The organism is Saccharothrix sp. CCNWYY140, assembly GCF_037401995.1.
Classification (GTDB): Bacteria; Actinomycetota; Actinomycetes; order Mycobacteriales; family Pseudonocardiaceae; genus Actinosynnema.
Genome location: NZ_JBBEGC010000034.1, coordinates 45,411 through 69,585, shown reverse-complemented (window position 1 = coordinate 69,585; position 24,175 = coordinate 45,411). Strand labels below are relative to the sequence as shown.

Annotated in this window: 30 protein-coding genes and 1 tRNA gene; 16 read left to right on the top strand and 15 right to left on the bottom strand. The window is 71.7% G+C overall.

Annotation, left to right across the window (positions count from 1 at the left end; translation table 11 throughout):
- Positions 1-195 precede the first annotated feature (195 nt).
- Both WBN91_RS17670 and WBN91_RS17665 read left to right on the top strand, forming a co-directional pair.
- Positions 196-486 (top strand): hypothetical protein, encoded by a 291-nt coding sequence (locus WBN91_RS17670; protein WP_337724842.1) that lies wholly within the window; start codon positions 196-198, stop codon positions 484-486.
- 52 nt (positions 487-538) lie between these two features.
- Positions 539-1,153 (top strand): TetR/AcrR family transcriptional regulator, encoded by a 615-nt coding sequence (locus tag WBN91_RS17665; RefSeq protein ID WP_337724843.1) that lies wholly within the window; start codon positions 539-541, stop codon positions 1,151-1,153.
- 9 nt (positions 1,154-1,162) lie between these two features.
- Here WBN91_RS17665 and WBN91_RS17660 read toward each other — a convergent pair whose 3' ends face one another.
- Entirely contained in the window at positions 1,163-1,384 is a 222-nt protein-coding gene (locus WBN91_RS17660; RefSeq protein WP_121222506.1) for a DUF3618 domain-containing protein, read from the bottom strand.
- A gap of 116 nt (positions 1,385-1,500) precedes the next feature.
- On the opposite strand from WBN91_RS17660, the gene WBN91_RS17655 reads away from it, so the two are divergent.
- Both WBN91_RS17655 and WBN91_RS17650 read left to right on the top strand, forming a co-directional pair.
- Entirely contained in the window at positions 1,501-1,944 is a 444-nt protein-coding gene (locus WBN91_RS17655) for a hypothetical protein (RefSeq protein ID WP_337724844.1), read from the top strand.
- Positions 1,935-2,011: transfer RNA gene (locus WBN91_RS17650), tRNA-Leu, on the top strand. The genes WBN91_RS17655 and WBN91_RS17650 overlap by 10 nt, the downstream gene beginning before the upstream one ends.
- A gap of 46 nt (positions 2,012-2,057) precedes the next feature.
- Here WBN91_RS17650 and WBN91_RS17645 read toward each other — a convergent pair.
- Entirely contained in the window at positions 2,058-2,720 is a 663-nt protein-coding gene (locus WBN91_RS17645; protein ID WP_337724845.1) for an MFS transporter, read from the bottom strand.
- Positions 2,721-2,947: 227 nt separating this feature from the next.
- Between WBN91_RS17645 and WBN91_RS17640 the strand changes: the two genes are divergently transcribed.
- On the top strand, positions 2,948-3,523 hold the full coding sequence (locus WBN91_RS17640) for a helix-turn-helix domain-containing protein (RefSeq protein WP_337724846.1): 576 nt from the start codon (positions 2,948-2,950) through the stop codon (positions 3,521-3,523).
- On the opposite strand, the gene WBN91_RS17635 is transcribed toward WBN91_RS17640, so the two are convergent.
- A complete protein-coding gene (locus WBN91_RS17635; protein WP_337724847.1) occupies positions 3,520-4,263 on the bottom strand; it encodes an AraC family transcriptional regulator in 744 nt (247 codons plus the stop codon). The genes WBN91_RS17640 and WBN91_RS17635 overlap by 4 nt on opposite strands.
- A 63-nt stretch (positions 4,264-4,326) precedes the next feature.
- Here WBN91_RS17635 and WBN91_RS17630 point away from each other — a divergent pair, with 63 nt between their 5' ends.
- Complete coding sequence (locus WBN91_RS17630; protein WP_337724848.1) at positions 4,327-4,905, top strand: TIGR03086 family metal-binding protein; 579 nt, start codon at positions 4,327-4,329, stop codon at positions 4,903-4,905.
- On the opposite strand, the gene WBN91_RS17625 is transcribed toward WBN91_RS17630, so the two are convergent.
- Both WBN91_RS17625 and WBN91_RS17620 read right to left on the bottom strand, forming a co-directional pair.
- Complete coding sequence (locus WBN91_RS17625) at positions 4,890-5,846, bottom strand: CobW family GTP-binding protein (RefSeq protein ID WP_337724849.1); 957 nt, start codon at positions 5,844-5,846, stop codon at positions 4,890-4,892. The genes WBN91_RS17630 and WBN91_RS17625 overlap by 16 nt on opposite strands.
- A 27-nt stretch (positions 5,847-5,873) precedes the next feature.
- Entirely contained in the window at positions 5,874-6,422 is a 549-nt protein-coding gene (locus WBN91_RS17620; protein ID WP_337724850.1) for a TetR/AcrR family transcriptional regulator, read from the bottom strand.
- 14 nt (positions 6,423-6,436) lie between these two features.
- On the opposite strand from WBN91_RS17620, the gene WBN91_RS17615 reads away from it, so the two are divergent.
- Both WBN91_RS17615 and WBN91_RS17610 read left to right on the top strand, forming a co-directional pair.
- Positions 6,437-6,874 carry an SRPBCC family protein gene (locus WBN91_RS17615; RefSeq protein WP_337724851.1) on the top strand — a complete coding sequence of 146 codons (438 nt, stop codon included), beginning with the start codon at positions 6,437-6,439 and terminating at the stop codon, positions 6,872-6,874.
- Positions 6,875-6,963: 89 nt separating this feature from the next.
- Entirely contained in the window at positions 6,964-7,578 is a 615-nt protein-coding gene (locus WBN91_RS17610) for a DedA family protein (protein ID WP_337724852.1), read from the top strand.
- On the opposite strand, the gene WBN91_RS17605 is transcribed toward WBN91_RS17610, so the two are convergent.
- A complete protein-coding gene (locus WBN91_RS17605) occupies positions 7,563-8,201 on the bottom strand; it encodes a response regulator transcription factor (protein ID WP_337724853.1) in 639 nt (212 codons plus the stop codon). The genes WBN91_RS17610 and WBN91_RS17605 overlap by 16 nt on opposite strands.
- Complete coding sequence (locus WBN91_RS17600) at positions 8,192-9,262, bottom strand: sensor histidine kinase (RefSeq protein WP_337724854.1); 1,071 nt, start codon at positions 9,260-9,262, stop codon at positions 8,192-8,194. Before WBN91_RS17600 ends, WBN91_RS17605 begins: the two co-directional genes overlap by 10 nt.
- 67 nt (positions 9,263-9,329) lie before the next feature.
- Here WBN91_RS17600 and WBN91_RS17595 point away from each other — a divergent pair, with 67 nt between their 5' ends.
- Complete coding sequence (locus WBN91_RS17595; RefSeq protein WP_337724855.1) at positions 9,330-10,628, top strand: styrene monooxygenase/indole monooxygenase family protein; 1,299 nt, start codon at positions 9,330-9,332, stop codon at positions 10,626-10,628.
- Here the strand turns inward: WBN91_RS17595 and WBN91_RS17590 are convergent.
- Complete coding sequence (locus WBN91_RS17590) at positions 10,606-11,664, bottom strand: FAD-dependent oxidoreductase (RefSeq protein WP_337724856.1); 1,059 nt, start codon at positions 11,662-11,664, stop codon at positions 10,606-10,608. The two genes, WBN91_RS17595 and WBN91_RS17590, sit on opposite strands and share 23 nt — an antisense overlap.
- Positions 11,665-11,872: 208 nt before the next feature.
- On the opposite strand from WBN91_RS17590, the gene WBN91_RS17585 reads away from it, so the two are divergent.
- The 6 genes from WBN91_RS17585 (at position 11,873) to WBN91_RS17560 (ending at position 19,098) form a co-directional block, all read left to right on the top strand.
- A complete protein-coding gene (locus tag WBN91_RS17585) occupies positions 11,873-12,463 on the top strand; it encodes a Uma2 family endonuclease (RefSeq protein ID WP_337724857.1) in 591 nt (196 codons plus the stop codon).
- Between the two features lie 51 nt (positions 12,464-12,514).
- The gene (locus WBN91_RS17580) at positions 12,515-13,549 is read left to right on the top strand and encodes an LLM class flavin-dependent oxidoreductase (RefSeq protein ID WP_337724858.1); all 1,035 of its coding nucleotides are present in this window, start codon (positions 12,515-12,517) and stop codon (positions 13,547-13,549) included.
- 287 nt (positions 13,550-13,836) lie between these two features.
- Entirely contained in the window at positions 13,837-14,370 is a 534-nt protein-coding gene (locus WBN91_RS17575; protein ID WP_337724859.1) for a hypothetical protein, read from the top strand.
- Between the two features lie 540 nt (positions 14,371-14,910).
- Positions 14,911-15,384, top strand: a complete 474-nt coding sequence (gene bcp, locus WBN91_RS17570; RefSeq protein WP_337724860.1) for a thioredoxin-dependent thiol peroxidase — start codon at positions 14,911-14,913, stop codon at positions 15,382-15,384.
- A gap of 220 nt (positions 15,385-15,604) precedes the next feature.
- Entirely contained in the window at positions 15,605-15,931 is a 327-nt protein-coding gene (locus tag WBN91_RS17565; RefSeq protein WP_337724861.1) for a DMT family transporter, read from the top strand.
- A 41-nt stretch (positions 15,932-15,972) separates the two neighbouring features.
- Positions 15,973-19,098 carry an NACHT domain-containing protein gene (locus WBN91_RS17560; protein ID WP_443217740.1) on the top strand — a complete coding sequence of 1,042 codons (3,126 nt, stop codon included), beginning with the start codon at positions 15,973-15,975 and terminating at the stop codon, positions 19,096-19,098.
- On the opposite strand, the gene rdgB is transcribed toward WBN91_RS17560, so the two are convergent.
- Positions 19,082-19,690, bottom strand: a complete 609-nt coding sequence (gene rdgB, locus WBN91_RS17555; RefSeq protein ID WP_337724863.1) for an RdgB/HAM1 family non-canonical purine NTP pyrophosphatase — start codon at positions 19,688-19,690, stop codon at positions 19,082-19,084. The genes WBN91_RS17560 and rdgB overlap by 17 nt on opposite strands.
- A complete protein-coding gene (rph, locus tag WBN91_RS17550; RefSeq protein WP_121222520.1) occupies positions 19,687-20,451 on the bottom strand; it encodes a ribonuclease PH in 765 nt (254 codons plus the stop codon). The genes rdgB and rph overlap by 4 nt, the downstream gene beginning before the upstream one ends.
- Before the next feature lie 54 nt (positions 20,452-20,505).
- Between rph and WBN91_RS17545 the strand changes: the two genes are divergently transcribed.
- Positions 20,506-21,021, top strand: coding sequence for a DUF2231 domain-containing protein (locus WBN91_RS17545; RefSeq protein WP_337724864.1), 516 nt, complete (start codon positions 20,506-20,508; stop codon positions 21,019-21,021).
- A 3-nt stretch (positions 21,022-21,024) separates the two neighbouring features.
- On the opposite strand, the gene WBN91_RS17540 is transcribed toward WBN91_RS17545, so the two are convergent.
- Genes WBN91_RS17540 through WBN91_RS17520 form a run of 5 tightly spaced genes read right to left on the bottom strand, consistent with a single transcriptional unit; the run spans position 21,025 to position 24,171 of the window.
- Positions 21,025-21,420, bottom strand: coding sequence for an OsmC family protein (locus WBN91_RS17540; protein ID WP_337724865.1), 396 nt, complete (start codon positions 21,418-21,420; stop codon positions 21,025-21,027).
- Positions 21,421-21,430: 10 nt separating this feature from the next.
- On the bottom strand, positions 21,431-21,934 hold the full coding sequence (locus WBN91_RS17535; protein WP_337724866.1) for a hemerythrin domain-containing protein: 504 nt from the start codon (positions 21,932-21,934) through the stop codon (positions 21,431-21,433).
- Complete coding sequence (locus WBN91_RS17530) at positions 21,924-22,733, bottom strand: MBL fold metallo-hydrolase (protein WP_337724867.1); 810 nt, start codon at positions 22,731-22,733, stop codon at positions 21,924-21,926. The genes WBN91_RS17535 and WBN91_RS17530 overlap by 11 nt, the downstream gene beginning before the upstream one ends.
- A gap of 17 nt (positions 22,734-22,750) precedes the next feature.
- Entirely contained in the window at positions 22,751-23,545 is a 795-nt protein-coding gene (gene murI, locus WBN91_RS17525; RefSeq protein WP_337724868.1) for a glutamate racemase, read from the bottom strand.
- On the bottom strand, positions 23,542-24,171 hold the full coding sequence (locus tag WBN91_RS17520) for a rhomboid family intramembrane serine protease (RefSeq protein ID WP_337724869.1): 630 nt from the start codon (positions 24,169-24,171) through the stop codon (positions 23,542-23,544). The genes murI and WBN91_RS17520 overlap by 4 nt, the downstream gene beginning before the upstream one ends.
- Positions 24,172-24,175: the final 4 nt, after the last annotated feature.

Sequence of the window (24,175 nt, the reverse complement as noted above, 5' to 3'; positions counted from 1 at the left end):
AGTGTGGTAGCCCTTCGGGCAGGCCATACGGGGATGACACAAGCAAGAAGCCCAGGCAGAGGTGTGCCGTGCGGCAGGCAAGAGGAGCGCTGCGCGCGAAGGGCTGCTGGGCTGGGCGTCACTCCTTAAGGGGAATGACTGCATGATCGCGGCCGATTGCGGGTCAACTGGGCGGGACGGATGGAGGTCGAGTCCATGTCCACGCTTCCCATCACCGCCAACTACCGGCGTCACGGTGACGACTGGGCGGTGACCGTGCGCACCGCTGACAAGGTGCTCGATGCTGTTGCGCCCGGGTTGATCGCCGCGCGGGTCCAAGCTGATCAGCTGGTCGACGAGATCTCCGGTGGGAACGAGGACCGGGCCGTGGTGCACATGCTCGATGGGGACGCGTATGCGTTCTCCGTGGTGTACCTGCACACTCGGCACGGGCTCACGCCGCAGCGTGACGCGAGCACCCCTCACGACCAGCCGATCAACGACTGAGAGCGGCCTGATCCCGCCTAGGATGTCCGGCCAGAGGCGACGGGAGCAGACGATGGCCACTCCGGTGTACAGCGGGACGCCGAGATCTCCGCAGCGGGGCAGACCCCGGGACGCTAGTCGTGACGACGCGTTGCGGCGGGCCGCGTTGGAGGTGATGGCGGAGGTTGGGTATCGGGCGTTGACGATGGATGCCGTCGCCGCGCGGGCGCGGGCCGGGAAGGCGACCATCTACCGGCGGTGGGAGTCCAAGCTCGACCTGGTCATCGACACGTGCACGCACCTGGCGGCGCAGAACCTCGCCGAGCCGGACACGGGATCGTTGCGGGGCGATCTGCGGGAGTTCCTGGCCTCGTTCGCGGCGTTCCTGTCCGGGCCGGTGGGCAAGGCGGCGCAGGCGTTGGTGGGGGAACTGCCGCATGAGCCGGAGTTGGCGGCGGCGTTCCGCGAGACGTTCCTGATCGCCCAGCGGGACGTGTTGCGTCGCATCCTGGACCGGGCGGACTTGCGTGGCGAGCTGCGCGCGGACGCGCCGCGGGGGATGGCCGTGGAGTTGGCCGGCGCGGCGTTGATCTACCGCCTGATGTTGACCGGTGATCCGTTGGACTCGGCGTTCGTCGACCGGATGACCGAGCAGGTGCTACTGCCCCTCGTGGCCGAGGGGCAGTAGCCGCCGCCCTCAGCGGAACAGCTTGCGCAGCAAGGCGAACCCGAGCAGCACGGCCACCGCGATCAGCGAGTACCGGATCTTGGGTTCGTCGAGCTTGGCGCGCACGCTGTCCTTGCCGGCCTCGACGAAGCGCTGGGGGTGGGCCCTCGTGCCCAGCTCGTCCAGGGTCGCGGCCAGCGCGTCGCGAGCCTGCTCGATCTCGCGCTGGATGGTGTCGGGGTCGCGAGCCACATCTCCTCCTAGCAGCGGTCTGCGCCCGTAACCGTAGTTGAGCCGTGGGAACGGCGTTGACCGGCGTCGTCGCGGATGGTTTTATAACGGTGTTTCCGTTCAGTTGGAGGAGTGCCGTGTCCGCCATCCCGTTGTCCCTCGCCTCCCGCCGTTTGGCGGGCGTCCTGCTGCTGAGCCTCGTCGGCGTCGAGTTCGGCGGCCGGTTCATGACCACCGTCGTCCAGGGTGAGGTGGAGCTGACCGAGTTCCAGCAGTCGTTCTTCCGCGCCGGGCACGCGCACGCGGGTGTGCTGCTGATCCTGAGCCTGGTGTGCCTGCTGTACGCCGACGTGGCCGGTGTGCGCGGCGCGCTGGGCTGGGTGACCCGCCTGGGCGTGCCGGTGGCGGCGATCTTCATGCCGTCGGGCTTCTTCTTCTCCGCGATGGGCGAGGGCGCGACCAAGGCCAACGGCCTGATCGTCCTGCTCTACATCGGTGGATTGAGCCTGGCGGCCGGTGTGGTGTCCCTCGGCATCGGCCTGCTTCGCCCGGCCGATAGGCTTGCGACCACGGGGTCGTAGCCCAATTGGCAGAGGCACACGGTTTAGGTCCGTGCCAGTGAGAGTTCGAGTCTCTCCGGCCCCACCAGCGCACGCCGGGGCGGTGACCGGGTTCGCCGGTCACCGCCCCGGCGTCACGGCGCCCGGTCCAGGGCGATCAGCGGCAGCGTGAGCAGGGCCAAGCCCGCACCGATCCACGACACGGTGGTCACCGGCGCCCCGGACGTGAGGGCCGCCGCGGCGAAAGCCGGGGTCACGCTGATGCCCAGTTGGAACGCCGACACCGTCGTGGCACCGGCCAGGGTCGGCGCGTCGGCGGCGAGGGTGAAGACCCGTCCGTACAAGGCCGGGTTGAGCACGAAAGCCGCGACACCGAGCAGGAACGCGACCGGCACGACGACCACCGCCCGGTCCGCGAACACGGCCAGCACGACGGACAGCACCGCGATCCCCGCCGCTCCCGCGCCCAACGCCCGGTGGGGTCGCCGGTCGGAGATCCGCCCGCCGATCGACAGCCCCGCGAACGCCCCGACCCCGAACAGCGCGAGCACCGCCGGCACCCACATCTCCGACACCCGGGTCACCTCGGCGAGGACCGCGGCCAGGTAGTTGAACGAGATCATGTACGCGGCGGTGGTCAGCACGGTCAGCGCGCAGACGTTCCACAGCCGGGGCCTCCGCAGGGCGACCAGCTCGCGCGCCACGCTCGGCCGCTCCCCCGACCGCGTGACGGGCAACCCGAGCGCGCAAGCGACCGCGCCGGCCGCGGAGAGGGCGACCACGCCCCAGAAACCCACCCGACCACGACGTGACGTGGCTGAGCAGGGTGCCCGCGGGTCCGCCCGCGACCATCGCGAGGCTCAGCCCGCTGGCGAAAAGGTTGAACGCAAGCAGGTACACACCGGTCGGCAAGGCACCCCGCCGGGGCGTTTCCACGATTTCCACACCACAACGGTCGCCGACCGACCTGCCGTTCCGGCAACTTTCGTTGCCGAATCCGGGACAACCTGGTGGGCTGGGCGCCATGCAGGACCTGCCCACCATCGCCGCCGCGATAGACCAGGTCGCCCCGCGCCTGCGCGAAGCCCGGACGCGCAAGGGCGTGAGCCTGGCCGACCTCCGCCGCGCCACCGGCATCTCCACCAGCACGCTGTCCCGCCTGGAGTCCGGCCTGCGCCGACCGAGCCTGGAACTCCTGCTGCCCGTCACCGCCGCCCTGGGCATCCGCCTGGACGACGTCGTCTCGGCCCCGAGGGTCGTCGACCCACCCCCGGCCACCACGAGGGACGACGGCCGCGTCCTGATCCCCCTGACCCGCCACCACACCGAACCCCGCGCCCACAAGATGACCATCCCGGCCCGGGACCTCGAACCCCGCCTGCGCACCCACCCCGGCCACGAGTGGCTGTACGTGCTGCACGGCCGGCTCCGGGTCGTCCTGGGCTCGCTGGACGCCGTGCTCGGCCCCGGCGAGGCCGCCGAGTTCGACTGCCGCACCCCGCACTGGTTCGGAGCCGCGGGGTCGGGTCCGGTCGAGGTGCTCAGCGTGTTCGGCGGGCAGGGCCAACGGATCCACCTGCGGACCCGGACCACCCGCTAGTACCGGGCGGCGTAGTGGGTCGGGGTCTCGCCGAACATCGCGCGGAAGTCGCGGATGAAGTGGGCCTGGTCGACGTAACCCAGGTCCGCCGCCAGGTCCGCCCAGTCGATGGCGACACCCGCCGCCAGGCGTTCGGTGACCTCGTGCAGGCGGTAGCGGCGGATCACCCACTTCGGACCCACGCCCACGTGTTCGGCGAACAGGCGTTGCACCTGCCGGACGCCGGCACCCAGGTCTGCCGCCAGGGCGTCCACCCGCGTGATCCCGGGTTCGGCCGCGATCCTGCCGACCACCGCCACCGCTTCCTCCGCCCCGGCGTCCCGCTCCGGGAGGTGGGCGCGGAGCAGCTCTTCCACCTCGTCGACACCGGGATCTTGAGGCAACCTCCCGCCGAACACCTCGGCGGCGTCGATCGTCCGGTCCGTGATGGTGGAAACCGACCTGCCCAGGAAGGGCCGGAAGGCACCGGGGTGGAACGCCACGCCCACGACGTGCCCGCGCCCCTCCAGCACCTTCACCTGGTGACCGCTGGACACCCCGTGCACGGCCGCCCGTCCGCCTTGGAAGGTCAGGTGCACGTTCGGGTAGGGCACGACCAGTTGCCGGTAGGGCTCGGCGTAGTCCCAGGAGACCAGCCAATAGCGGGCCACGTGACAGGCCAGGTCCGGGGACGGGGCCGGGAAGGCGTGGCGCTGGAAGCGTTGCCAGGCACCGCCCAGTTCCCGCACGTCCCTCGCCACGGCCCGAGTCTATGTCGCGTTTGTCCAAGACGGCCGGACACGGTGTCGGGTTGGCTGGTGTCCATGTCGGACGCTCGGATGTTGGCCCGCGCGGCGGGGAAGTTCTCGGAGATCGTGGATTCGGTCGAGCTCGAGCAGTGGGGCGCCGCGACCCCCTGCTCGGACTACGACGTGCGGGGATTGGCGCACCACCTGCTGTTCTGGGGACCGTCACTGGTCGGCGCGGGCCGCAAGGAGGTCGTGCCGCCGCCCGCTGCCGCCGAGTCGGACGTGACGCCGGTGGAGGACTGGCCGACCGCGTTGAAGGAGCACGTCGAACGGACCGTGGAGGCGTGGAGCCGGCCCGGCGCGTGGGAGGGCGTGACGCACATGGGCGGGCCGACGGAACTACCCGCCGCGCTGGTCGGCGGGATGGTGGTGGGCGAGTTCGTCGTGCACGGCTGGGACCTCGCACAGGCGACCGGGCAGACCCCTGCGTGGGACGAGGAGCTGCTGGCCTACCTGCACGCCGAGGTGGCGGCCTACGCCCAGGACGGCCGGGACATGGGCATCTTCGGCCCGGAGGTCGAGGTCCCCGACACCGCGCCCACCCTGCACCGGATCCTCGGCCTGACCGGCCGCGATCCTCACCGGGCCAGGTAGCGCAGCACTTCCAGCATCGACTGCGGGTCCACCGACGCCGGATCGGGCTCCACGCAGTCCTCCAACGCCTTGAGCACCGCCTCCCGGTCGAGTCCGGTGCCGATCAGGACCAGCTGGGTGCGACGGGGGACGTCGCCCCACTGGTCCCGCTCGAAGCGCAGGAACGCGCCCACGGTGTGCAGGGTGAAGCGCTGGCGGTGCCCCGGGACGTCGAAGCGCACGAAGCCCTTGATCCGGTACAGCCCCGCCGGGCGCTCGTCCAGGAACGCCATGAGCCGCACGGGGTTCATCGCCTCGGCGGTGAACTCGACGCTGTCGTAGTGGACGTGGGCGTGGTCTTCGTCCAGCAGGTCCTCGAACGACAGTTGGCCGTACACCTCACGGGTCTTCGGTTCGAACAGCAGGGCCGGATCAACGCGCCCGTGCGACACCGCCGTGACCGGCACCCCCGGCTTGAGCCCCTCGACCCGGTCCACCAACGCCTGCACATCGGCCACCCGGTCGACCTTGTTCAGCACCACCAGGTCCGCGACCCGCAGGTGACGCTCCAGATCGTCGGGGAACTCGGCCGCGTCGACCAGCAACACCAACCCGCCGTAGGACAGCCGCGGGTTCTCACTGGCCAGCACCATCCGAGCCAGGGTCTGCGGCTCGGCCAACCCGCTCGCCTCGATGACGATCACGTCCACCCGCGAGTCGAGCTTGGCCAGCACCTCGTCCAGCCCACTCACGTCGACCGCGCAGCACAGACACCCACCGCTCAAGGAGACGGCCGCGTCGACCTGCCCGGCAACGCTCATGGCGTCGATCCCGATGGCGCCGAAGTCGTTGACCACGACCCCGATCCGAGTGCCCCGCGCGCCGCTGAGCAGGTGGTTGAGCAGGGTCGTCTTACCGGCGCCGAGGAACCCCGCGACAACGATCACCGGAACACGCGTCACCGATCGATCGTAGCCGGCCGCTGCGGTTCACGAGGACATGAAGTCGATGAACAGGTCCATAGCCTCCGTCACGCCCTCGACGTCATCGGTTGCCACCAAATCCAGCAGCAACCCCCGCACCGCGGCGAGGCCCAACCGGGCACGGGCGCGGGCTACTTCGGGCGCATGACCCCGCGCACGTTCCATCTCGGTGATGGGCTCGACCCACGACTCGACGATGCCTTCCAGCAGGGAGGTCGTGCCGCGGCGGCCTTGGACGGCCTGGCCGTAGAGCTCGAAGAACAGGCGTTCGTGGGCGCGCAGGGCCGGGTCGGTCAGGGCGCGCCAGAACTGGCGGGCGAGTTCGGCGTGGTCGGAGGCCTGCAAGGTGGACAGGAGGGCGCGTTGGTTGGCCTCCACCGCGCGCACGATCTCCACCAGCAGCCCCTCCTTGGACCCGAAGTGGTAGATGAGCATCCGGTGGCTGGTGTTCACAGCGGCGGCGATCTGGCGCAGACTGAGGTCACCCAGTCCGTGGTGCGCGAGGTGTTCGACCACTTGCGCCAGCAGCTTCGACTTGGCCTCTTGTTCACCCATGTACCACATGGTACATGTACCAGATGGTACAAAAAGTGGACGTGACCGTGCGCACCACCGCCTCCCCCGCACGGGTGTACCGGTTCGCCGCCGACAGCTCCACCTGGCCCGACTGGTCGCCCGTCCTGCGCTACGAGCGCGAGAAACCGGGTGACGCGCACGGCGTCGGCGAGGTGCGGGTGTTTCACAACCGCGGTCGGAGGAACCCCACGCGGGAGGAGGTGGTCGAACTCACGCCGAACCGCAGGGTCGGTTACATCTTGCTGTCCGGCCTGGCCATCCGCGACTACCGGGCCTTCATCGACCTGGAGTCCGAGGGGGAGGGCACGCGCATCCGCTGGCACTCGTCGTTCCACCCCAAGGTGCCCGGCACCGGGTGGTTCTACCGACGGGTCCTCCAGCTCGTCATCACCCAGTACGCCAAGGGCTTGGCCGCCCACGCCGCCGGGTAGCGACGGCCGGTGGAACTGAGGTTTTCCACACCCCGGTGTGCGGTCCGCTTCATGGCACCACTCCCCTGCGCGTTCGTAGCGTCAAGATCATGGAATTCACCTGGATCACCGACCTGATGGAGACGCTCGGCGCGCCCGGCGCCGGCCTCGCGATCGCCCTGGAGAACCTGTTCCCGCCGCTGCCCAGCGAACTGTTCCTGCCGCTGGCCGGGTTCACCGCGAGCAAGGGCGAGATGAACCTGATCGCCGCGATCCTGTGGACCACGGCCGGCTCGGTCGTGGGCGCGCTGGTGCTCTACTACGTCGGCGCACTGCTGGGCCGCGACCGGGTCCGGCGGATCGCCGAGAAGATGCCGCTGGTCAAGGTCTCCGACGTGGACAAGACCGAGGACTGGTTCCAGCGCCACGGCCGCGCCACGGTGTTCTTCGGCCGCATGATCCCGATCTTCCGCAGCCTGATCTCCATCCCCGCCGGGGTGGAACGCATGCCGCTGCCCACCTTCCTCGCCTTCACCGCCGCGGGCAGCGCGATCTGGAACACCGCGCTCATCCTCGCCGGCTACGCGCTGGGGGAGAACTGGCACCTGGTCGAGCAGTACACGGGCATCGCGTCCAAGGTGGTCATCGGCCTGGTCGTGCTGGCCGTCGCGTGGTTCGTGGTCTCGCGGCTGAGCACTCGGGCCAAGGCTCAGGACCGCAGGTAGCGCAGGATCGCCAGCACCCGCCGGCTGTACCCGTCCTCCCCGGACAGCCGCAGCTTGTCGAAGATCGAGTTCACGTGCTTCTCCACGGCGCTGCGGGAGACGTGCAGCTTCGCCGCGATCGCGTTGTTCGTGTGCCCCTCGGCCATGTGCGCCAGCACGTCCCGCTCCCGCTCGGTGAGCACGTCCAGCGGGTGCTCGGTGCGCGCGAGCAGCCGCCGCACCACCTCCGGGTCGAACGCCGCGCCGCCCTGCCCGACCCGGCGCAACGCGTCCAGGAACTCCTCCACCTGCATCACCCGGTCCTTGAGCAGGTAACCGACGCCGCCGGCGTGCTCACCGAGCAGGTCGGCGGCGTAGCGCTGCTCGACGTACTGCGACAGCACCAGCACGGCCACGCCGGGCAGCGTCCGCCGGATCTCCAGCGCGGCCTTCAGGCCCTCGTCGGTGTGCGTCGGCGGCATCCGCACGTCGGTCACCACCACGTCGGGCCGGTGCGCGGCGGCGGCCTTGAGCAGCGCGTCCCCGTCGCCCACCGAGGCCACGACCTCGTGGCCCTCCTCCGCCAGCAGCCGGGCCAGGCCCTCGCGCAGCAGCGTCGAGTCCTCGGCCAGGATCACCCGCACGGGACCTCCGCGGTGATCACGGTCGGGCCGCCGGCCGGGCTGCGCACGGCGAACGTCCCGTCCAGCGCGAGGACCCGCCGGGACAGGCCGGCGAGACCGCCGCCCGCCGGGTCCGCTCCCCCGCGGCCGTCGTCCTCGACCCGCACGATCACGGCGTCCTCGTCGTCGGTGATGTCCACGCGGATCATCGTCGCACCCGAGTGCTTGACGGCGTTGGTCACCGCCTCCGACACCACGAAGTACACCGCGGTCTCCACCTCCGGCCCCGCCCGGAACCGTCCACAGTGGATGGTCACGGGGATGGCCGACCGGTCCGCCACCGCCTCCAGCGCCTCGGCCAGGCCCAGGGCGTCCAGCGCCGCCGGGTACACCCGCCAGGCCACCTCGCGCAGGTCCTCCAGGACGTGCCGGGACTCCTCGTGGGCCTGGCGCAGCAGGTCGTCGGCGTGGTCGGGGTGCCGGCGCGCGCGGCCCAGCAGCATGCCCAGCGCCACCAACCGCTGCTGGACGCCGTCGTGCAGGTCGCGCTCGATGCGGCGGCGCTCGGCGTCCACCGCGGCCACGATGCCCGCCCGGCTCAGCGACAGCTCCTCGATGCGCCGGCGCAGCAGCTCGGCCTCGCTGGGCCCGAGGTAGCGGCGCGCCACCCCGCGCTCCAGCGCCACCACGCCCCGGATGCCCTGGACCTCGATGTAGAGCAAGACCCCGCCGATCAACGCCGTCCACAGCGTGGCGACCACGTCGTCGCGCCACTCGACGCCGTCTAGCCCGTTGCCCACGATCCGCGTGCCCGCGATCACGCCGAGGGCGAGCCCGTAGAACAGCCAGGCCAGCACGAACCCGCCGAACAGCCCGACCGGGGCGCGCACGGCCAGGTACTTCACGGCCTGCGGCCGGGTGGGCGCGGCGCTGTCGACGTCGAGGAACCGCCGGATCCGCCACCGCTCCAGGTCGGCGTACCGGGTGGCCATCGGACGCGCGAACACCACCACCAGCAGACCGCCGACCCCGGTCGCGAACCCGAGCAGCAGTCCGACGACGACGCGCACCCCCCGAAGCACGAGATCGAGGTTAGACGACCCGTTCGTCGGATTGGCAGCGCGCGGCGGCGCTCGGAAGGATCACCCGATGCGGTCAATCGCGGTCGTCGGGGCCGGACAAGCCGGGATCGTCCTGTCGGCGGCGCTGGTGCGCGCCGGGTGGCGGGTCACGCTGTGCTCGGACCTGTCCGCGGAGGAGTACCTGGAGACGTCCGGCCGGCCCACGGCGTGCCTGTTCGGCGACCAGGTGGCCTACGAAGCCGAGCTGGGCCTGGACTTCTGGCCGGAAGCGCCGCGCGCCCACCGCATCCGCCTGGACCTGCACGAGGAGGGCGGGTCCGTGCTGTTCTCGGTCGACGCGCCGCTGCGCGCGCCGGCGCTGGCGGTGGACCAGCGGCTGAAGTTCGCGTACGGGTTGCGCGACCTGGCCGGGCGCGGGGTGGCCGTGGTGACCGGGTCGGTGACGACCGGGGACTTGGACTCGCTGGCCGCGTCGCACGACCTGGTCGTGGTGACGGTGGGGCACAAGGCTTTCACCGGCCTGTTCGCGCGGGACGACGAGCGGAGCACGCACACGTCGGCGCAGCGGCGGCTGTTCATGCTCAACGTGCACGGGTACGACCTGGACGCGTTCCCCGAGCACCGGGACATCGTGTTCACGTTCGTGCCCGGGGTGGTGGAGGTGTTCTGGGTCCCGTTCTGGGACAAGGACGTCGGCGAGTCTCGGTCGATCGTGGTGGAGGCCGTGCCGGGCGGGCCGGCCGACCGGTTCCGGGACGTGGCGTCGGCAGCGGACGGGCTCGAGGTGCTGCGGTCGCTGGTGGACGAGTTCTTCCCCGGGCGGTCGGGATTCCTGGCCGATGCCGAGCCGACGTCCGCGTGGTTGAAGGGTGCGGTGGCGCCCGTGGTGCGGGACCCGGTGGCCGTGCTGCCGTCCGGGCGGCACGTGCTGGGGTTGGGCGACGCGGTGGTGCTCAACGACCCGTTGGCCGGGCAGGGCGCCAACAACGCGACCCGGATGGCCCGGTTCTTCGCCGCGCGGCTGGACTCCTACGACGGGACGGCGGAGTGGCTTCGGGCGCGGTTCGACGAGTGGTGGGAGACCGGGCGGTACGCCAACGCGTTCAGCGACGGGATGCTCGCGCCGCTGACGTCGTACCAGCAGGCGGTGCTGCTGGCGGCGTCGCACGACCCGGTGATCGGCGAGCGGGTGTGGGAGGGGTTCAACGACCCGTCGTCGCTGTTCCCGTGGTTCTTCGACGGTCCGGAGGCGTGGTCCTACCTGGCCACGCGCGGAGTTCGGCGGTGGGACGTGCTGCGGTACAAGGCGGGGGTGGCGCGCAAGGTGATGGCGCGCAAGGTGTTCAGGCGGCCGGCTCCCGCGTGAGGTCTTCCAGTTCCCGTGTGAGCAGGTCCTTGATCTCCTTCGCGGCGGCCCGGCCCGCGCGGGTGGCGCCGACCGTGCTGGCGGACGGGCCGTAGCCGACCAGGTGGACACGGGGGTCGTCGACGACCCGGGTGCCGTCCAGGGCGATGCCTCCGCCGGGTCCGCGCAGGCCGAGCGGGGCGAGGTGGTCGAGGGCGGCGCGGAAGCCGGTGGCCCACAGGATGACGTCGGCGCGCTGCTCGGTGCCGTCCGGCCAGACCACGCCGTGCTCGGTGACGCGGGCGAACATGGGTTTGCGGTCGAGGGTCCCGTCCGCGAGGGCTTCTTCGACTGCCGGGGTGAGGCTCAACCCCGTGACGCTGACCACGCTGCGCGGCGGCAACCCGGCCCGCACCCGCTCCTCCACCAACGCGACCGCGGCCCGGCCGACCTCGGGTGTGAAGGGCTCGTCGCGGAACACGGGCTCGCGGCGGGTGACCCAGGTGGTGGTGGCCGTTCCCGCGATCTCCAACAACTGCTGGACCGCACTCGTACCCCCACCGACCACGACCACGTGCTTGCCGGCGAACTCCTCCGGCCCCCGGTACTGGGAGGAGTGCAGTTGGCGGCCCTGGAAGGTCTCCTGGCCGGGGTAGTGCGGCCAGAAGGGACGGGTCCAGGTGCCGGTGGCGTTGACCAGGACTCGGGTCAGCCAGGTCCCGTGGTCCGTCTCGACCTTGAGCAGGCCGCCTTCGTCCCGCACGGCTTCCACGCGCACCGGCCGGCGGACGTGGATGCCGTTGCGCTGCTCGAAGTCCGCGAAGTAGGCGGGCAGGACCTCGTTGGCGGGCTTCGCGGGGTCGGGTTCGGCGAAGGGCATGCCGGGCAGGTCGTGGATGCCGTGGACGGTGGCCATCCGCAGGGTGGGCCACCGGTGCCGCCATGCCCCTCCGGGACCTTCGTCGGCGTCCAGGACGACGTGGTCGAGGCCCGCGCGCTGGAGGAAGTATGCGGCCGACAACCCGGCCTGACCTGCACCGATGACGACGACGTCCATGTCCCGATCAACGCCTTGGTGGCCACGGCACTTCCCCGGTGTGACGGACGAGTCAGCCGCGAACACACGATCGGCGCACTACACCTTCGGATGAAATCAGGCGACCGGCAGGACTTGTCCTGGCCAGCGAGAATGAGCGAAGCCGCTGGACCCGGCACGTTTCGCGCGTGCAACACTGGTCCTGGAGTCGAGGCAGGGAGACGCTACGGTGACCGCACTGGCACACCACCCGCTGGACCACCCGCTGGGCCCCTTCACGGTCGAAGACTGGCACCGACTCGACCCGAGGGAGGACGGGTCGCGGCTCGAGCTGATCTGGGGACATTTCCGCGTGACGCCACCTCCGTCGATGCACCACCAGTACGCCGGTGACGAGTTGCGTGCGCTGCTCAAGAGTGCGCTGCGGGAAGCCGGTCGCACGGATCTGTACCCGGTCACCGGTATCGGCACGGCGATCAGCACCAAGCGGCGGACCGCGCTCATCCCGGACGTCGTCGTGCTCAACGTCCCGCCGGTCGGCAAAGTGGCACGACCGGTGGACCTCGAGCTCGTCGTCGAAATCATCTCCCCTGGCAACACCGGCCAGGAGCAAGCCGACAAGATGGACGCCTACGCGATCGCGGGTGTGCCCTTCTACTGGGTCGTCCGGCAGGATCGGCCCGGCGGGCCATTGGTGATCACCTACCGCCTCCGCAACGAGCGGTACGTCGAGGACGCCACCGCCGAGCCCGGGAGCACCGTCACCATCACCGCCGCACCGGTGCCCGTGACGTTCGACCCCGCCGTGCTCTCGCCGTGAGCCCTGGGTCACAGGTGGAAGGCAATCGGGGGAACCGGTGTTGGCACCGGTATGAGCCGACTTCGTGACGTCCCGCTGTCCGTGCTCGACCTCGCACCGGTCACCACCGCGACGGACGCGCGCACGGCGCTGCGCCACACGCGGGAGTTGGCTCAGCGCGTCGAAGCCCTCGGCTACCACCGGTTCTGGCTGGCCGAGCACCACAACATGCCCGGCATCGCCAGTTCGTCGCCCACGATCCTCATCGGCCACGTCGCCGACGCCACCACCACCCTCCGGGTCGGGTCCGGTGGCGTGATGCTGCCCAACCACCCGCCGCTGGTGGTGGCCGAGCAGTTCGGCACGCTCGGCGCGTTGCACCCGGACCGGATCGACCTCGGCATCGGGCGTGCGCCCGGCACGGACCAGAAGACCGCGCGGGCGTTGCGGCGGACCAGCGGGCCGTTGTCGGTGGACGACTTCCCGCAGCAGCTCAGCGAGCTGATCGGCTACTTCGACGGCACCGAGGACCTGAAGGCGATGCCCGCGGAGGGCAACAAGCCGCACGTGTGGCTGCTCGGGTCCAGCGGGTACAGCGCGCAGGTCGCGGGACTGCTCGGACTGCCGTTCGCGTTCGCCCACCACTTCAGCGCCGAGAACACGCTGCCCGCGCTGGCCCTGTACCGGGAGCGGTTCCGGCCGTCGCAGGTGCTGTCGGAGCCCTACGCGATGGTGTGCGCTTCGGTCATCGTCGCCGAGTCGGCGGAGCACGCGCGGTACATCTCGGGTCCGGGCGCGCTGGCGTTCCTGCGGCTGCGTTCTGGACGTCCCGAGCCGCTGGCGACCAACGCCGAGGCCGCCGCCTACCCGTACACCGACCTGGACCGGTTGATCGTGGACGAGAGGCTGTCCACGCAGGTCATCGGCGACCCCGAGCAGGTGCGGGCGCAGTTGGAGCAGCTGCTGGACGACACCGCGGCCGACGAGCTGATGGTCACCACGATGGTCGCCGAGCAGTCCGACCGGCTGCGGTCCTACGAGCTGTTGGCGGAACTCGCAGACCTTTCACGTTCATCCGAAAGAGTGAAGACTGAAGTCGAGGTGTAGCAGACTGGCGCAGGGCGGCGATCATGTCAGTGAGCGCGCACGCCCCCCGACGCGCTCTTCAACTCCCGGGCCCCGTGCCCGGAGCACGACCGCCGCCGCGGTCCGCGTGGGTGGCGCCGCACCAGGTGTGGCGCTGCCCACGTGGGCGCCCGCGCGTCATCACGGCTTGGCCACAGGCAGGCACCAGGTCCGACTCAAGCCCCCTCATCCGTCCCCGAGCGCCGCCGCACCCGTCATGGTGGTGGGAGTCGCTGCAAGCCCACCGCCGGGGCGGGAAGGGGAGGTTCGTGAGATTCGCCAGACTGGCCGCCGGCCTGTGCCTGGCGGGGGCCTTGGCGGGATGCGCGGACCCCTCCGGGCTCGCGGACGCCGTCCCCGAGCCGACCTCCGCCGGTGCGAAGCAGGACCCGGCACCCCCCGCCTCGACGTTCACCGCCTTCGGCGCGCAACGCGTGTGGGGCAACGGCCTGTCCATCACGGTCTCCGCCCCCAAGTCGCTCAAGCCCAGCGACACCTCCATCCCGAAGTCACCGCGCACGGCGGTGTTCGTGGTGACCCTGGTCAACGGCACCCCCACCCCGTACCGGACAAGCCAGTTGGCGGTCCGCGCGACGGTCGGCGGCCAGCCCGTGGCGGAAGTCCTGGACACCGTGCAGGGCCTCAACGGCCTGTCGTCGGCGGTGACCGAGGTGGCACCCGGCGCGGACACCAAGCTGACCTTGGCGTTCGCCGTGCCCGAGGGCCCCGTGCGGCTCCAACTGGTGATCGAGCCGAACGGCGCCAACCAGGACCCCAGCGCCACCTTCGAGGGCATGGCCTGACCAGGTAGGACCAGCACGGGCCCACGCCTCCGGGACAGTCCTCCGCACTGGGGCAGCCTCCGACTGTCGGTGCTCCGTGGGACGATGGAAGCGGGGGCCGGAGGCCGCGCCGGCGATGGATTTCCGCCACTCGCAACCGCGCCTAACCCAGCCCCCGAAACACACCGCCGCCCGCCCGCGCCCGCACATGCTGCCGCCCGCGCTCGCACGCGCCGCCGCCCCGCCAAGCCCCCGCCAAGGCCGCCCCGCCCGCCTTGCCCCGCCCGCCTTGCCCCGCCCCGCCTTGCCCCGCATCGCCAAGCCCCGCATCGCCAAGCCCCGCCGAGCCTCGCCTCGCCCCCGCCGAGCCCCGCCCCGCCTTGCCCGCATCGCCAAGCCCTGCCAAGCCTCGCGCCCGCCAAGCCCCGCCGAGCGCCGCTCCTCCAAGCGCCGCCCCGCCGAGCCCCGCCCGCCGAGCCCCGGCCCGCCGAGCGCCCGCCGAACCCGTGCCCCACCTGCCCTGACCCTTCCCGTCGGGGGCCACCTGTAGCGTCTGCGGGCATGACCGAGCAGAAGCGCCTGTCCCCCGGCGACCAGGCCCCGGCGTTCACCCTGCCCGACAGCGAGGGCAAGCCCGTCTCGCTCTCCGACTACCTCGGCCGGTCCGTGGTCGTCTACTTCTACCCCGCCGCCGGCACCCCCGGGTGCACCAAGCAGGCGTGCGACTTCCGGGACAACATCGCCCAGCTGTCCGAGGCCGGGTACGACGTCGTCGGGGTCTCCCCGGACAAGCCCGAGAAGCTCGCCAAGTTCGCCGAGGCCGAAGGGGTCGACTTCCCCCTCCTGTCCGACCCGGACCGCAAGGTGCTCAGCGAGTGGGGCGCGTTCGGCGAGAAGCAGAACTACGGCAAGACGGTCATGGGCGTCATCCGCTCGACCTTCCTCGTCGACCCCGAGGGCAAGGTCGCCAAGGCGATGTACAACGTCCGCGCCACCGGCCACGTGGCCAAGTTGCTGCGCGAACTCCCGGCCTGAACCAGCCTCGAAGCGGGGGGCGCCGGGTACACTCGACGGCGAGGACAGGCCACAAGGGCCGCTCAGACCTCTCGTAAGGGTGATAACCGTGTGTCGCGCGACGACACCCGACGCCCCCCGTTCCAAGTTCGTCATCAGGGTCCACTTCCCCACTCGCGGCGGTTGACGCGGGCGTTCCACCACGCCCAAAACAACCGAACCCACGCTCGGGACACCCGACATGCTGAAGTGGATCCTGCTCTCCCTCGCCATCGGCTGCGAGGTCTTCGCCACGCTGTGCCTGAAGGCCTCCGACGGCTTCACCAAGACCCTCCCCACCCTCGGCCTCGTCGCCGGCTACGCCGCCGCGTTCTACCTGGAGTCCCAGGTGATCCGGCTGGGGTTGCCGGTCGCGATCACCTACGCGGTGTGGGCGGGTGGTGGTATCGCGCTGGTCGCGGTCGCCGGCCGCGTCCTGTTCGCCGACCCCATCTCGCCGGCCGTGCTCGCGGGCATGGCCCTGATCGCCGTGGGGGTGGGCGTCGTGACGACCGCCGCGGCCACGTGAGGCACTAACCTCGGCCCCCAGGGAGGACCTGGGGAGGGGCCATCACCGGACTGGAGACCGCGGCCGGGAGGATCGGGCAGGCGGTGGCGCAGCGTGCCGCCAAGGCGTGGCTCGAACGTCGCCGCAAGCAGCACGAGCGCACCGCGTCGCTGGCGCAGCTGGCCGCCGAGGAGCTGTCCTCGACCCGGCACCGCGCCCGCCTGGAGCACCTGGTCGAGGGCATCGGCCACCAGGTCGGCGACCAGCTGGAACCGTTGCTGGCGGCCAAGTTCGGCGACCTGCCCGAGCACGAGGTGGCCGCCGCGCTGGCCGCCGTCACCGACGCGCTGGCCGACCTCGACCTGTCCGACGACGCCCTGCTCGCCGCCGACGCCGACCCGGAGACCCTGGCCCGCCGGGTCCGGGCCGGGGTCGCGGCGCGCGCCGGGCTGTCCGAGGCCGCCCAGCGGCTCTTCGGGGTCGCCCTGGGCCAGGCGTGCCGGTACCTGGTGCAGGTCGTGCGGCACCTGCCCGCGTTCCAGCCGCGCGCCCTGGCCGAGGTGCTGACCCGCGCGTCGCAGCAGGCCGCCGCCCTGGACGAGGTGCTGGCCCGGCTCCCCCGCACCAGCCTGCACGCGCCGACCGGCACCGACACCGACGACGACTTCCGCGACGAGTACCTGCGCCACCTGGCCGCCACGCTGGACCGGCTGGAACTGCTCGGGCTGACCATGCGCCACCGGCCCCGGCTGGCGTTGAGCGTGGCCTACCTGAGCCTGAGCGTCACCGGCGGCGACCGGCGCAAGCCCGACCACGGCCTGGACGGCTGGTTCGGCGGGGACCTCGGGCACGGCGGGTCGCTGCGCGTCGAGGCCGCCATCGGCGGCGCGGACCGGACGCTGGTGCGCGGCGAGGCCGGGTCGGGCAAGACGACCCTGCTGGACTGGCTCGCCGTGACCGCCGCGCGCGAGGCCTTCACCGACCGCCTGACCTCGTGGAACGGCCTGGTCCCGCTGGTGGTGCGGCTGCGCCGGTACGCGGACTCGCCGCTGCCGCGCCCCGAGCAGTTCCTGGACCACGCGGCGAGCTGGCTCGTCGGCCTGATGCCGCAGGGCTGGGTGCACCGCGTGCTGCGGTCGGGGAAGGCGCTGGTCCTGGTGGACGGCGTGGACGAGGTGCCCGCCGGACGCCGCCGCCTGGTCCGGGAGTGGCTGCGCGACCTGGTGACCGCGTTCCCGACCGCCCGCGTGGTGGTGACGTCCCGCCCGGCCGCCGCCGACCAGTCGTGGCTGGCCGACGAGGGTTTCGGCTCGGTCCTGCTGGACCAGCTCACCCCGCACGACGTCCGCACCTTCCTGCGCCGCTGGCACGAGGCCGCGCGGGACGCCGAGTCGCTGCCGTGCGCGCCGGAGGACCTGCCGGAGGCGGAGCGGAGGTTGTTGCGCCAGTTGGGGAACCGCCCGCACCTGCGCGCGCTGGCCGCCAGCCCGCTGCTGTGCGCGATGCTGTGCGCGTTGAACCTGGGGCGCACGTCGGAGCTGCCGCAGAGCCGGATGGAGCTGTACCAGGCGGCGCTGACCATGCTGCTGGACCTGCGGGACGCCGAGCGCCAGATCGCCGGGATGCTCACCGGCACCGAGAAGACCGTGCTGCTGCGCGACCTGGCCTGGCGCCTGACCACCGCGAACCGCAGCGAGTTCCCGCGCGACCGGGCGGCGGACTTCGTGGCCCGCAAACTGGCGTCGATGCCCAGTGTGGACGGTGCGGCGGCGGCCATCCTGGAGCACTTGTTGGAACGCAGCGGCGTGCTGCGCGAGCCGGTGCCCGGCCGGGTGGACTTCGTGCACCGGACGTTCCAGGAGTACCTGGCCGCTTCCGAGGCCACGGAACAGGAACACATCGAGACCCTGGCCGGCAACGCGCACCTGGACACCTGGCGCGAAACCATCGTCATGGCCTGCGGCCACGGCAAACGCTCGCAGACCAAGGCCCTGCTGACCCACATCCTCGACCGCGCCGACGCCGAACCAAGACACGCCCGCCACCTGCGCCTGCTCGCGGCGGCCTGCCTGGAGACCGTGACCGACGTGGACGCCGAGGTCCACCACCGCATCGACACGGTGATCCGCGAGAAGCTGGTGCCGCCCAGGAGCACCAAGGAAACCCGGTCCCTGTCGTCCATCGGCCACCGGGTGCTCCGCTACTTACCCGACACCCTGGACGGCCTGACCGACGCCGCCGCCACCGCGACAGTGCGCACGGTCGCCCTGACCGGCACAGCCGATGCGATCCCGAGACTGGCCAAGTACGCCACGGACAGCCGCCCCTCGGTGCAAGGCGAACTGATCGCGGCGTGGGCCTACTACGACCCCGAGTCGTACGCGCGCGAGGTGCTCGCCGAGGCACCACTGAAGAGCCTCCAGTGGATCCAGTACCCGCGACTCGCACCGCACCTGCACCTGTTGCGGCACCTCGGAGCCGTGCAGATGCTGTTTCAACAGGCCGAAGCGTTCGCCGACCTCGGTTTCCTCGACGGTGTGCCCGAAGTGGTCCACCATCTCTCAGCACAGGTGCGCGGCACGGTGGACCTGCGGCCCCTGACCCGGCAGCGGCAGCTCCAGTCCCTGACGCTGCTCGGGGCGGATGGCTTCGCCCACCCCGAGGTGTTGTCCGAGCTGACCCGATTGCGACGGCTGCACTGGTACGAGAATGACGGCACCCGGAGCCTGGACTTCGTGCGCCACCTACCCCAGCCGGTGAGGAAGCTGTCGTTCGACCGGCTGGACCCGGGCGCGGACATCGAGCGGATCAGTACCCTGATCGCGCTGACCGAGCTGAGCTTCAACGGGTGGCCCGACACCCTGCCCCTGTCGATCCTGGGCGGGCTGCCCCACCTGAACCGGCTGCGGTTGGCCTGGCACACCCCACCTGCGGTGCTGCGGCGCATCGAGGAGCAACTGCCGAACCTGAAGTCACTGCTGCTGGTGGGTGAGGTGGCGTACCACGCCGGTGCCGTCACCGGTTTCGCCGGCTTGGAACACCTGTTCCTGTCGCCCTGGGACCGCAAGGAACCGGTCGACGTGCGGCCGTTGCGGGACATGAAACTCACGTTGAGCATCTCGCGCCGGGACCGGTTCGTCGGGCTGGACGAACTCGGTCCCGGCGTCACGATCAAGTTCCGGCGTTGAGCTTGCGCAGCTCCGGCAACAGCAGGCGCAGGGCGCGGCCCCGGTGGGAGAGCTTGTCCTTCTCCTCCGGGGTCAGTTCGGCCGACGTCACGTCGTGGCCCTCGGGGCGGAAGATCGGGTCGTAGCCGAAACCGTTGGCCCCACGCGGTTCCCGGATGATCGACCCGCGCCACTCGCCACGCACGACGGTCTCCAGGCCGTCCGGCCCGACCAGGGCCGCCGTGCACACGAACGCCGCACCGCGCCGCTCGTCGGGGACATCGCGAAGCTGCCCCAGCACCAACTCCAGGTTCGCCACGTCGTCCCCGTGCCGCCCGGACCACCTCGCCGACAGCACACCGGGCATCCCGTTGAGAGCGTCGATCGCGATACCGGAGTCGTCGGCGACAGACGGCAGGCCGGTGGCGTTGAAGGCGTCCCGGGCCTTGAGCAGGGCGTTGCCCTCGAAGGTCGGCTCGGTCTCCGGCGCCTCGGGGAACTCCGGCACGTCGGACAGGCCCAGCACCTCGATGCCCTCCAGGCCCTCGAAGGCCAGGATCCGGCGCAGTTCGCCGAGCTTCTTCCGGTTCCTCGACGCCAGCAGGAGCTTCACTTCTTCTTCCCCTTCGGCTCGGGCAGCACGCCGGGGTAGGGCTGGGCCAGGGCCTCGGACTGGAGGCGGTTGAGCTCCGCGCAGCCCGCGAGCGCCAGGTCCAGCATCTTGTCCAGAGTGGACCGGGCGAACGTCGCGCCCTCGCCGGTGCCCTGGACCTCGATCAGGGTGCCCGCGTCGGTGGCGACGACGTTCATGTCGACCTCCGCCCGCGAGTCCTCCTCGTAGGGCAGGTCCAGCCGGACCCGGCCGTCCACGACGCCCACCGACACCGCCGACACCGCGCACGACAGCGGCTGCGGGTCGGCCAGGCGGCCGGCCGCGCCCAGCCAGGTGACGGCGTCGGCCAGGGCCACGTACGCGCCGGTGATGGCGGCGGTCCGGGTGCCGCCGTCGGCCTGGATGACGTCGCAGTCGATGACGATGGTGTTCTCGCCCAGCGCCGCCAGGTCGATGCACGCCCGCAGGGACCGGCCGATCAGCCGGGAGATCTCGTGGGTGCGACCGCCGATGCGGCCCTTCACCGACTCGCGGTCGCTGCGGCTGTGGGTCGCGGACGGGAGCATGGCGTACTCGGCCGTCACCCAGCCCAGACCCGAGCCCGACCGCCACCGGGGCACGCCCTCGGTCACGCTCGCCGCGCACAGCACCCGCGTGTTGCCGAACTCGATCAGCACCGAACCGGCGGGCCACTGCTGGTAGCCCCGCGTGATCCGGATGTCGCGCAGTACGTCGTCGTTCCTGCCATCGGTCCTCAGCACGGCACTACCCTAAGGCGCTGAACCCGGGAACGTCCCACTGGCGTAGGGAGAGGCATGGCACTCGCAGACGACCTGGTGACGATCTTCGGTCTACCGGCGCACCCGCTGCTGGTCCACGCGGTCGTGGTGCTGCTGCCCCTGGCGGCGGTGGCCGCCGCCGCGCTGGCCGTGGTGCCCCGCTGGCGGCAGCGCTACGCGTGGCCGCTGCTGGGCCTCACCGTGCTCGGCGTCGGCGCGGTGTTCCCCGCGCAGAAGGCGGGCGAGCAGCTGGAGGCGCGGATGGCGAACCTGGAGAACCCCCTCATCCAGCGGCACGCCGAGCTGGGCAACGACCTGCTGCCGTTCGCCCTCGGGTTCTTCGTGGTGGTCGTGGCGCTGCTGGTCGCGGGCCGGCTGGCGGACCGCGAGCGCACGGCCGCCGCGGACGACACGAACGTGCCCAAGACCTGGCGGCGGATCTCGGTGGTGGTGGCGGTGGTGGTCATCGCGGCGGGCACCGCCACGACCGTGCAGACCGTCCGCATCGGCCACAGTGGCTCGACAGCGGTGTGGACCGGCGTGGGGCAGTGACGCCTAGGGCAGGTTCAGCGGGGTCGGCGGGGCCTTCTTCAAGGTCCTGGTGACCGTGCAGAGCTGGTCGATCGCCCGGCGCACCGCCGCGTCCAGCGCCGCGCGCTGCTCGTCGTCCAACCGGGACACGTCGTAGGCCAGGGTCACCGGCACGGCGTCCAGCTCGTGCGCGCCCGCCGGCCGGACGTCGTCGGCACGGGCCGTGAGCGTGCCCTCCACCCGGCGCGTGACCAGGGTCTCCGCCGTCACGATCGCGCAGCCCGCAGCGGCGGCCAACAGCAGCTCGACGGGCGTGAAAGCGCCCTCCGCTCCCGCGCGGCCCACGCGCACCGAGGCGCCCCGGTCGTTCGTGGCCACGAAATCGTGCTGTCCGATCCGGCGCACCTCGACGTTCGACACGCTTGCGACGTTAGTCGATGCCGTCGGCCGTGGCCCTTGCGATCTTGCGCACGTACTCCAGGTCGCCGCAGTCGTCGTCCAGCCGGTCCTGGCGTACGTCCAGGAACGCCTTCCCCAGCTCGGCGCGCCGGGCCTCGGGCACCTCGGAGCGGGCGTCGTTGAGGATGGTCCGCTCCTCCTCGTCGACGTGGTGGTTGAGCGCCTCGACCAGCTCTTCCAGCTTGGCCTCCCACTCCTCCGACTCGGTGTCGGCGACCTCCATCAGCGCCAGCAGCGCCTGGTGGCCCTCGGCGTGCTCCTCGGCGCCGTGGTCGACCTCCTCGTCGTCCACCTCCTTGTACCGCTTGAGCGCCGGGTACACCTCCGACTCCTCGGCCTCGGCGTGCGCGACGAGCAGCGCCGCCAGCTCCGCCAGCAGGGCCGGGCGGTCCGAGGAGCGGTCGCGCAGCTCGCGGAACAGCTCCTCGAACCGCCGGTGGTCGTTCAGGATCAGCTCGACGACGTCAGTTGCCATGCCCGCCTGTTACCCGCACCACCGGCTCGTCAACCTCGTACTTCCCCCCTTGGCGGACGACTTCGACCGGTCCGGTGAACTCCGCTTGGGCTTCGGCGAGCACCGCGCCCGGATCGGTCCAGGGCGCGATGTGGGTCAGCAGCAGCCGGCCGACGCCGGCGTCGGAGGCGAGGCGGCCCGCCTGGGTCCCGGACAGGTGCACGCCGGGCGGCCGGTCGTCGGAGTGGGTCCAGGTGGCTTCGGACAGCAGCACGTCCGCGCCCCGGGCGAGGTCGAGCAGCGCTGCGCACGGGCCGGAGTCGCCGGTGAACGCCAGCACCGCGCCGGCCGTGGCGATGCGGAACCCGTAGCACTCGCCGGGGTGGTCGACGCGGGCGGCGGTGATGGTGAAGGGGCCGACGGTGGTGGGTTCGGGGGTCAGGGCGTGGAAGTCGAACACGTCGGACAGGTCGGCGGTGCGGAGTTCTTCGTCGCTTTCCGCGTAGGCGCGGGCGAAGCGGCGCGGCGCGTCGGCCGGGGCGTGCACCGGGAGCTTGCGGGCGGAGGTGTCGTGCGGCGGGTGGGTGTGGTACCGGCGCATCACGGCGAGCGTGGTGAAGTCCGCGCAGTGGTCCGGGTGCAGGTGCGAGAACAGCAGCGCGTCCAGCGAGAACGGGTCGCAGTGCACCTGGAGCGCGGCGAGCACACCGTTGCCCAGGTCGATGGCCAGCCGGTAGCCGTCCGCCTCGACGAGGTAGCCGGATGCGGGTCCCTGTGGCCCCGGCAGGCTGCCCGAGCAGCCGAGGATGGTCAACAGCACCGTTGGAGAGTGCCAGGTCATTCGTGGGCGTGGAAGGTGGCTCTTTCCAGGCCGGGCAGGAATCGGTGAGCGAGCCTCGTGAACTTGTCCACCGGCCCGGTGCTGGCGAACCGCAGGTCCGGCGGTCCGCTCCGGAACAGGTCGCGCTCGTTGAGCACGCGGACCACGTCCTTCACCGTCTCCTCGGCGCTGGACACGAGGGTCACCCCGTCGCCCATCACGATCTGGATCACCCCCGTGAGCAGCGGGTAGTGGGTGCAGCCCAGGACCACGGTGTCGACCTCGGCGCGCTGGAGCGGCTCCAGGTAGGCCTGGGCGAGGCCGAGGACCTGGCGGCCCGACGTCGTGCCCTGCTCGACGAAGTCCACGAACCTCGGGCACGCCACCGCGGTGACCTCCACGTCCCGGGCCGCGGCGAAGGAGTCCTGGTAGGCGCCGGAGGCGATGGTGCCCTGCGTGCCGATCACCCCGATCCGGCCGGTGCGCGTGGTCGCGACCGCCCGGCGCACGGCCGGCAGCACGACCTCGACCACCGGGATGTCGTAGCGCTCGCGGGCGTCGCGCAGGCACGCCGAGGACGCCGTGTTGCAGGCGATGACGAGCAGCTTGGCGCCGTCCTCGACGATCCGGTCGGCCACCTCCAAGGCGTTCTTGCGCACCTGGGCGATGGGCAGCGGGCCGTACGGGCCGTTGGCGGTGTCGCCGACGTACCGGATGCCCTCCCCCGGCAACTGGTCCATGATCGCCCGCGCGACGGTCAGCCCGCCCACGCCGGAGTCGAAGATCCCGATGGGCGCGTCCGCGGCGCTCACGCGGCCCCCGTCCGCTCGACGACCCCCGCCCGCTTGGCGTCGCGAGCCACGCCCCAGGCCGCGAGGACCCCGCCGAGCGCGCCGAACAGGTGGCCCTCCCACGAGATGCCCGGCTGGCCCGGCAGCACGCCCCACAGCACGGCGCCGTAGGCGGCGAACACCACCACGGCCACCACGATCTGCCACGGCGACCGCACGAAGATGCCGCGCACCAGCAGGAAGACCAGGAAGCCGAACACCAGGCCGGACGCGCCGATGTGGCTGCCGTTCGCGCCGATGAGCCACGTGCCCAGGCCCGCGGTCAGCCAGATGACCGCCGTGATCTGGGCGAACTGCTTGATGCCGCCGGAGGTCGCCAGGAAGCCCAGGACGAGCAGCGGCACGGCGTTGCTCGTGAGGTGCTCCCAGCCGCCGTGCAGCACCGGCGCCCAGATGATGTTGTCCCACTCCGTGAAGTCGCGGGGGATGATCCCGTCGTCGTCCAGCGCGCCGAACAACACCGTGTCGACGGCTTCGACGACGAACAGCAGTCCGACGAACCCCGCCACGACGACCGCGGACAGCAGCGGTCGGGCTGGGACCACGCGCGTGGCGGGCGACTTCGGCGCCGCAGGGACCGGGTGCACCCCT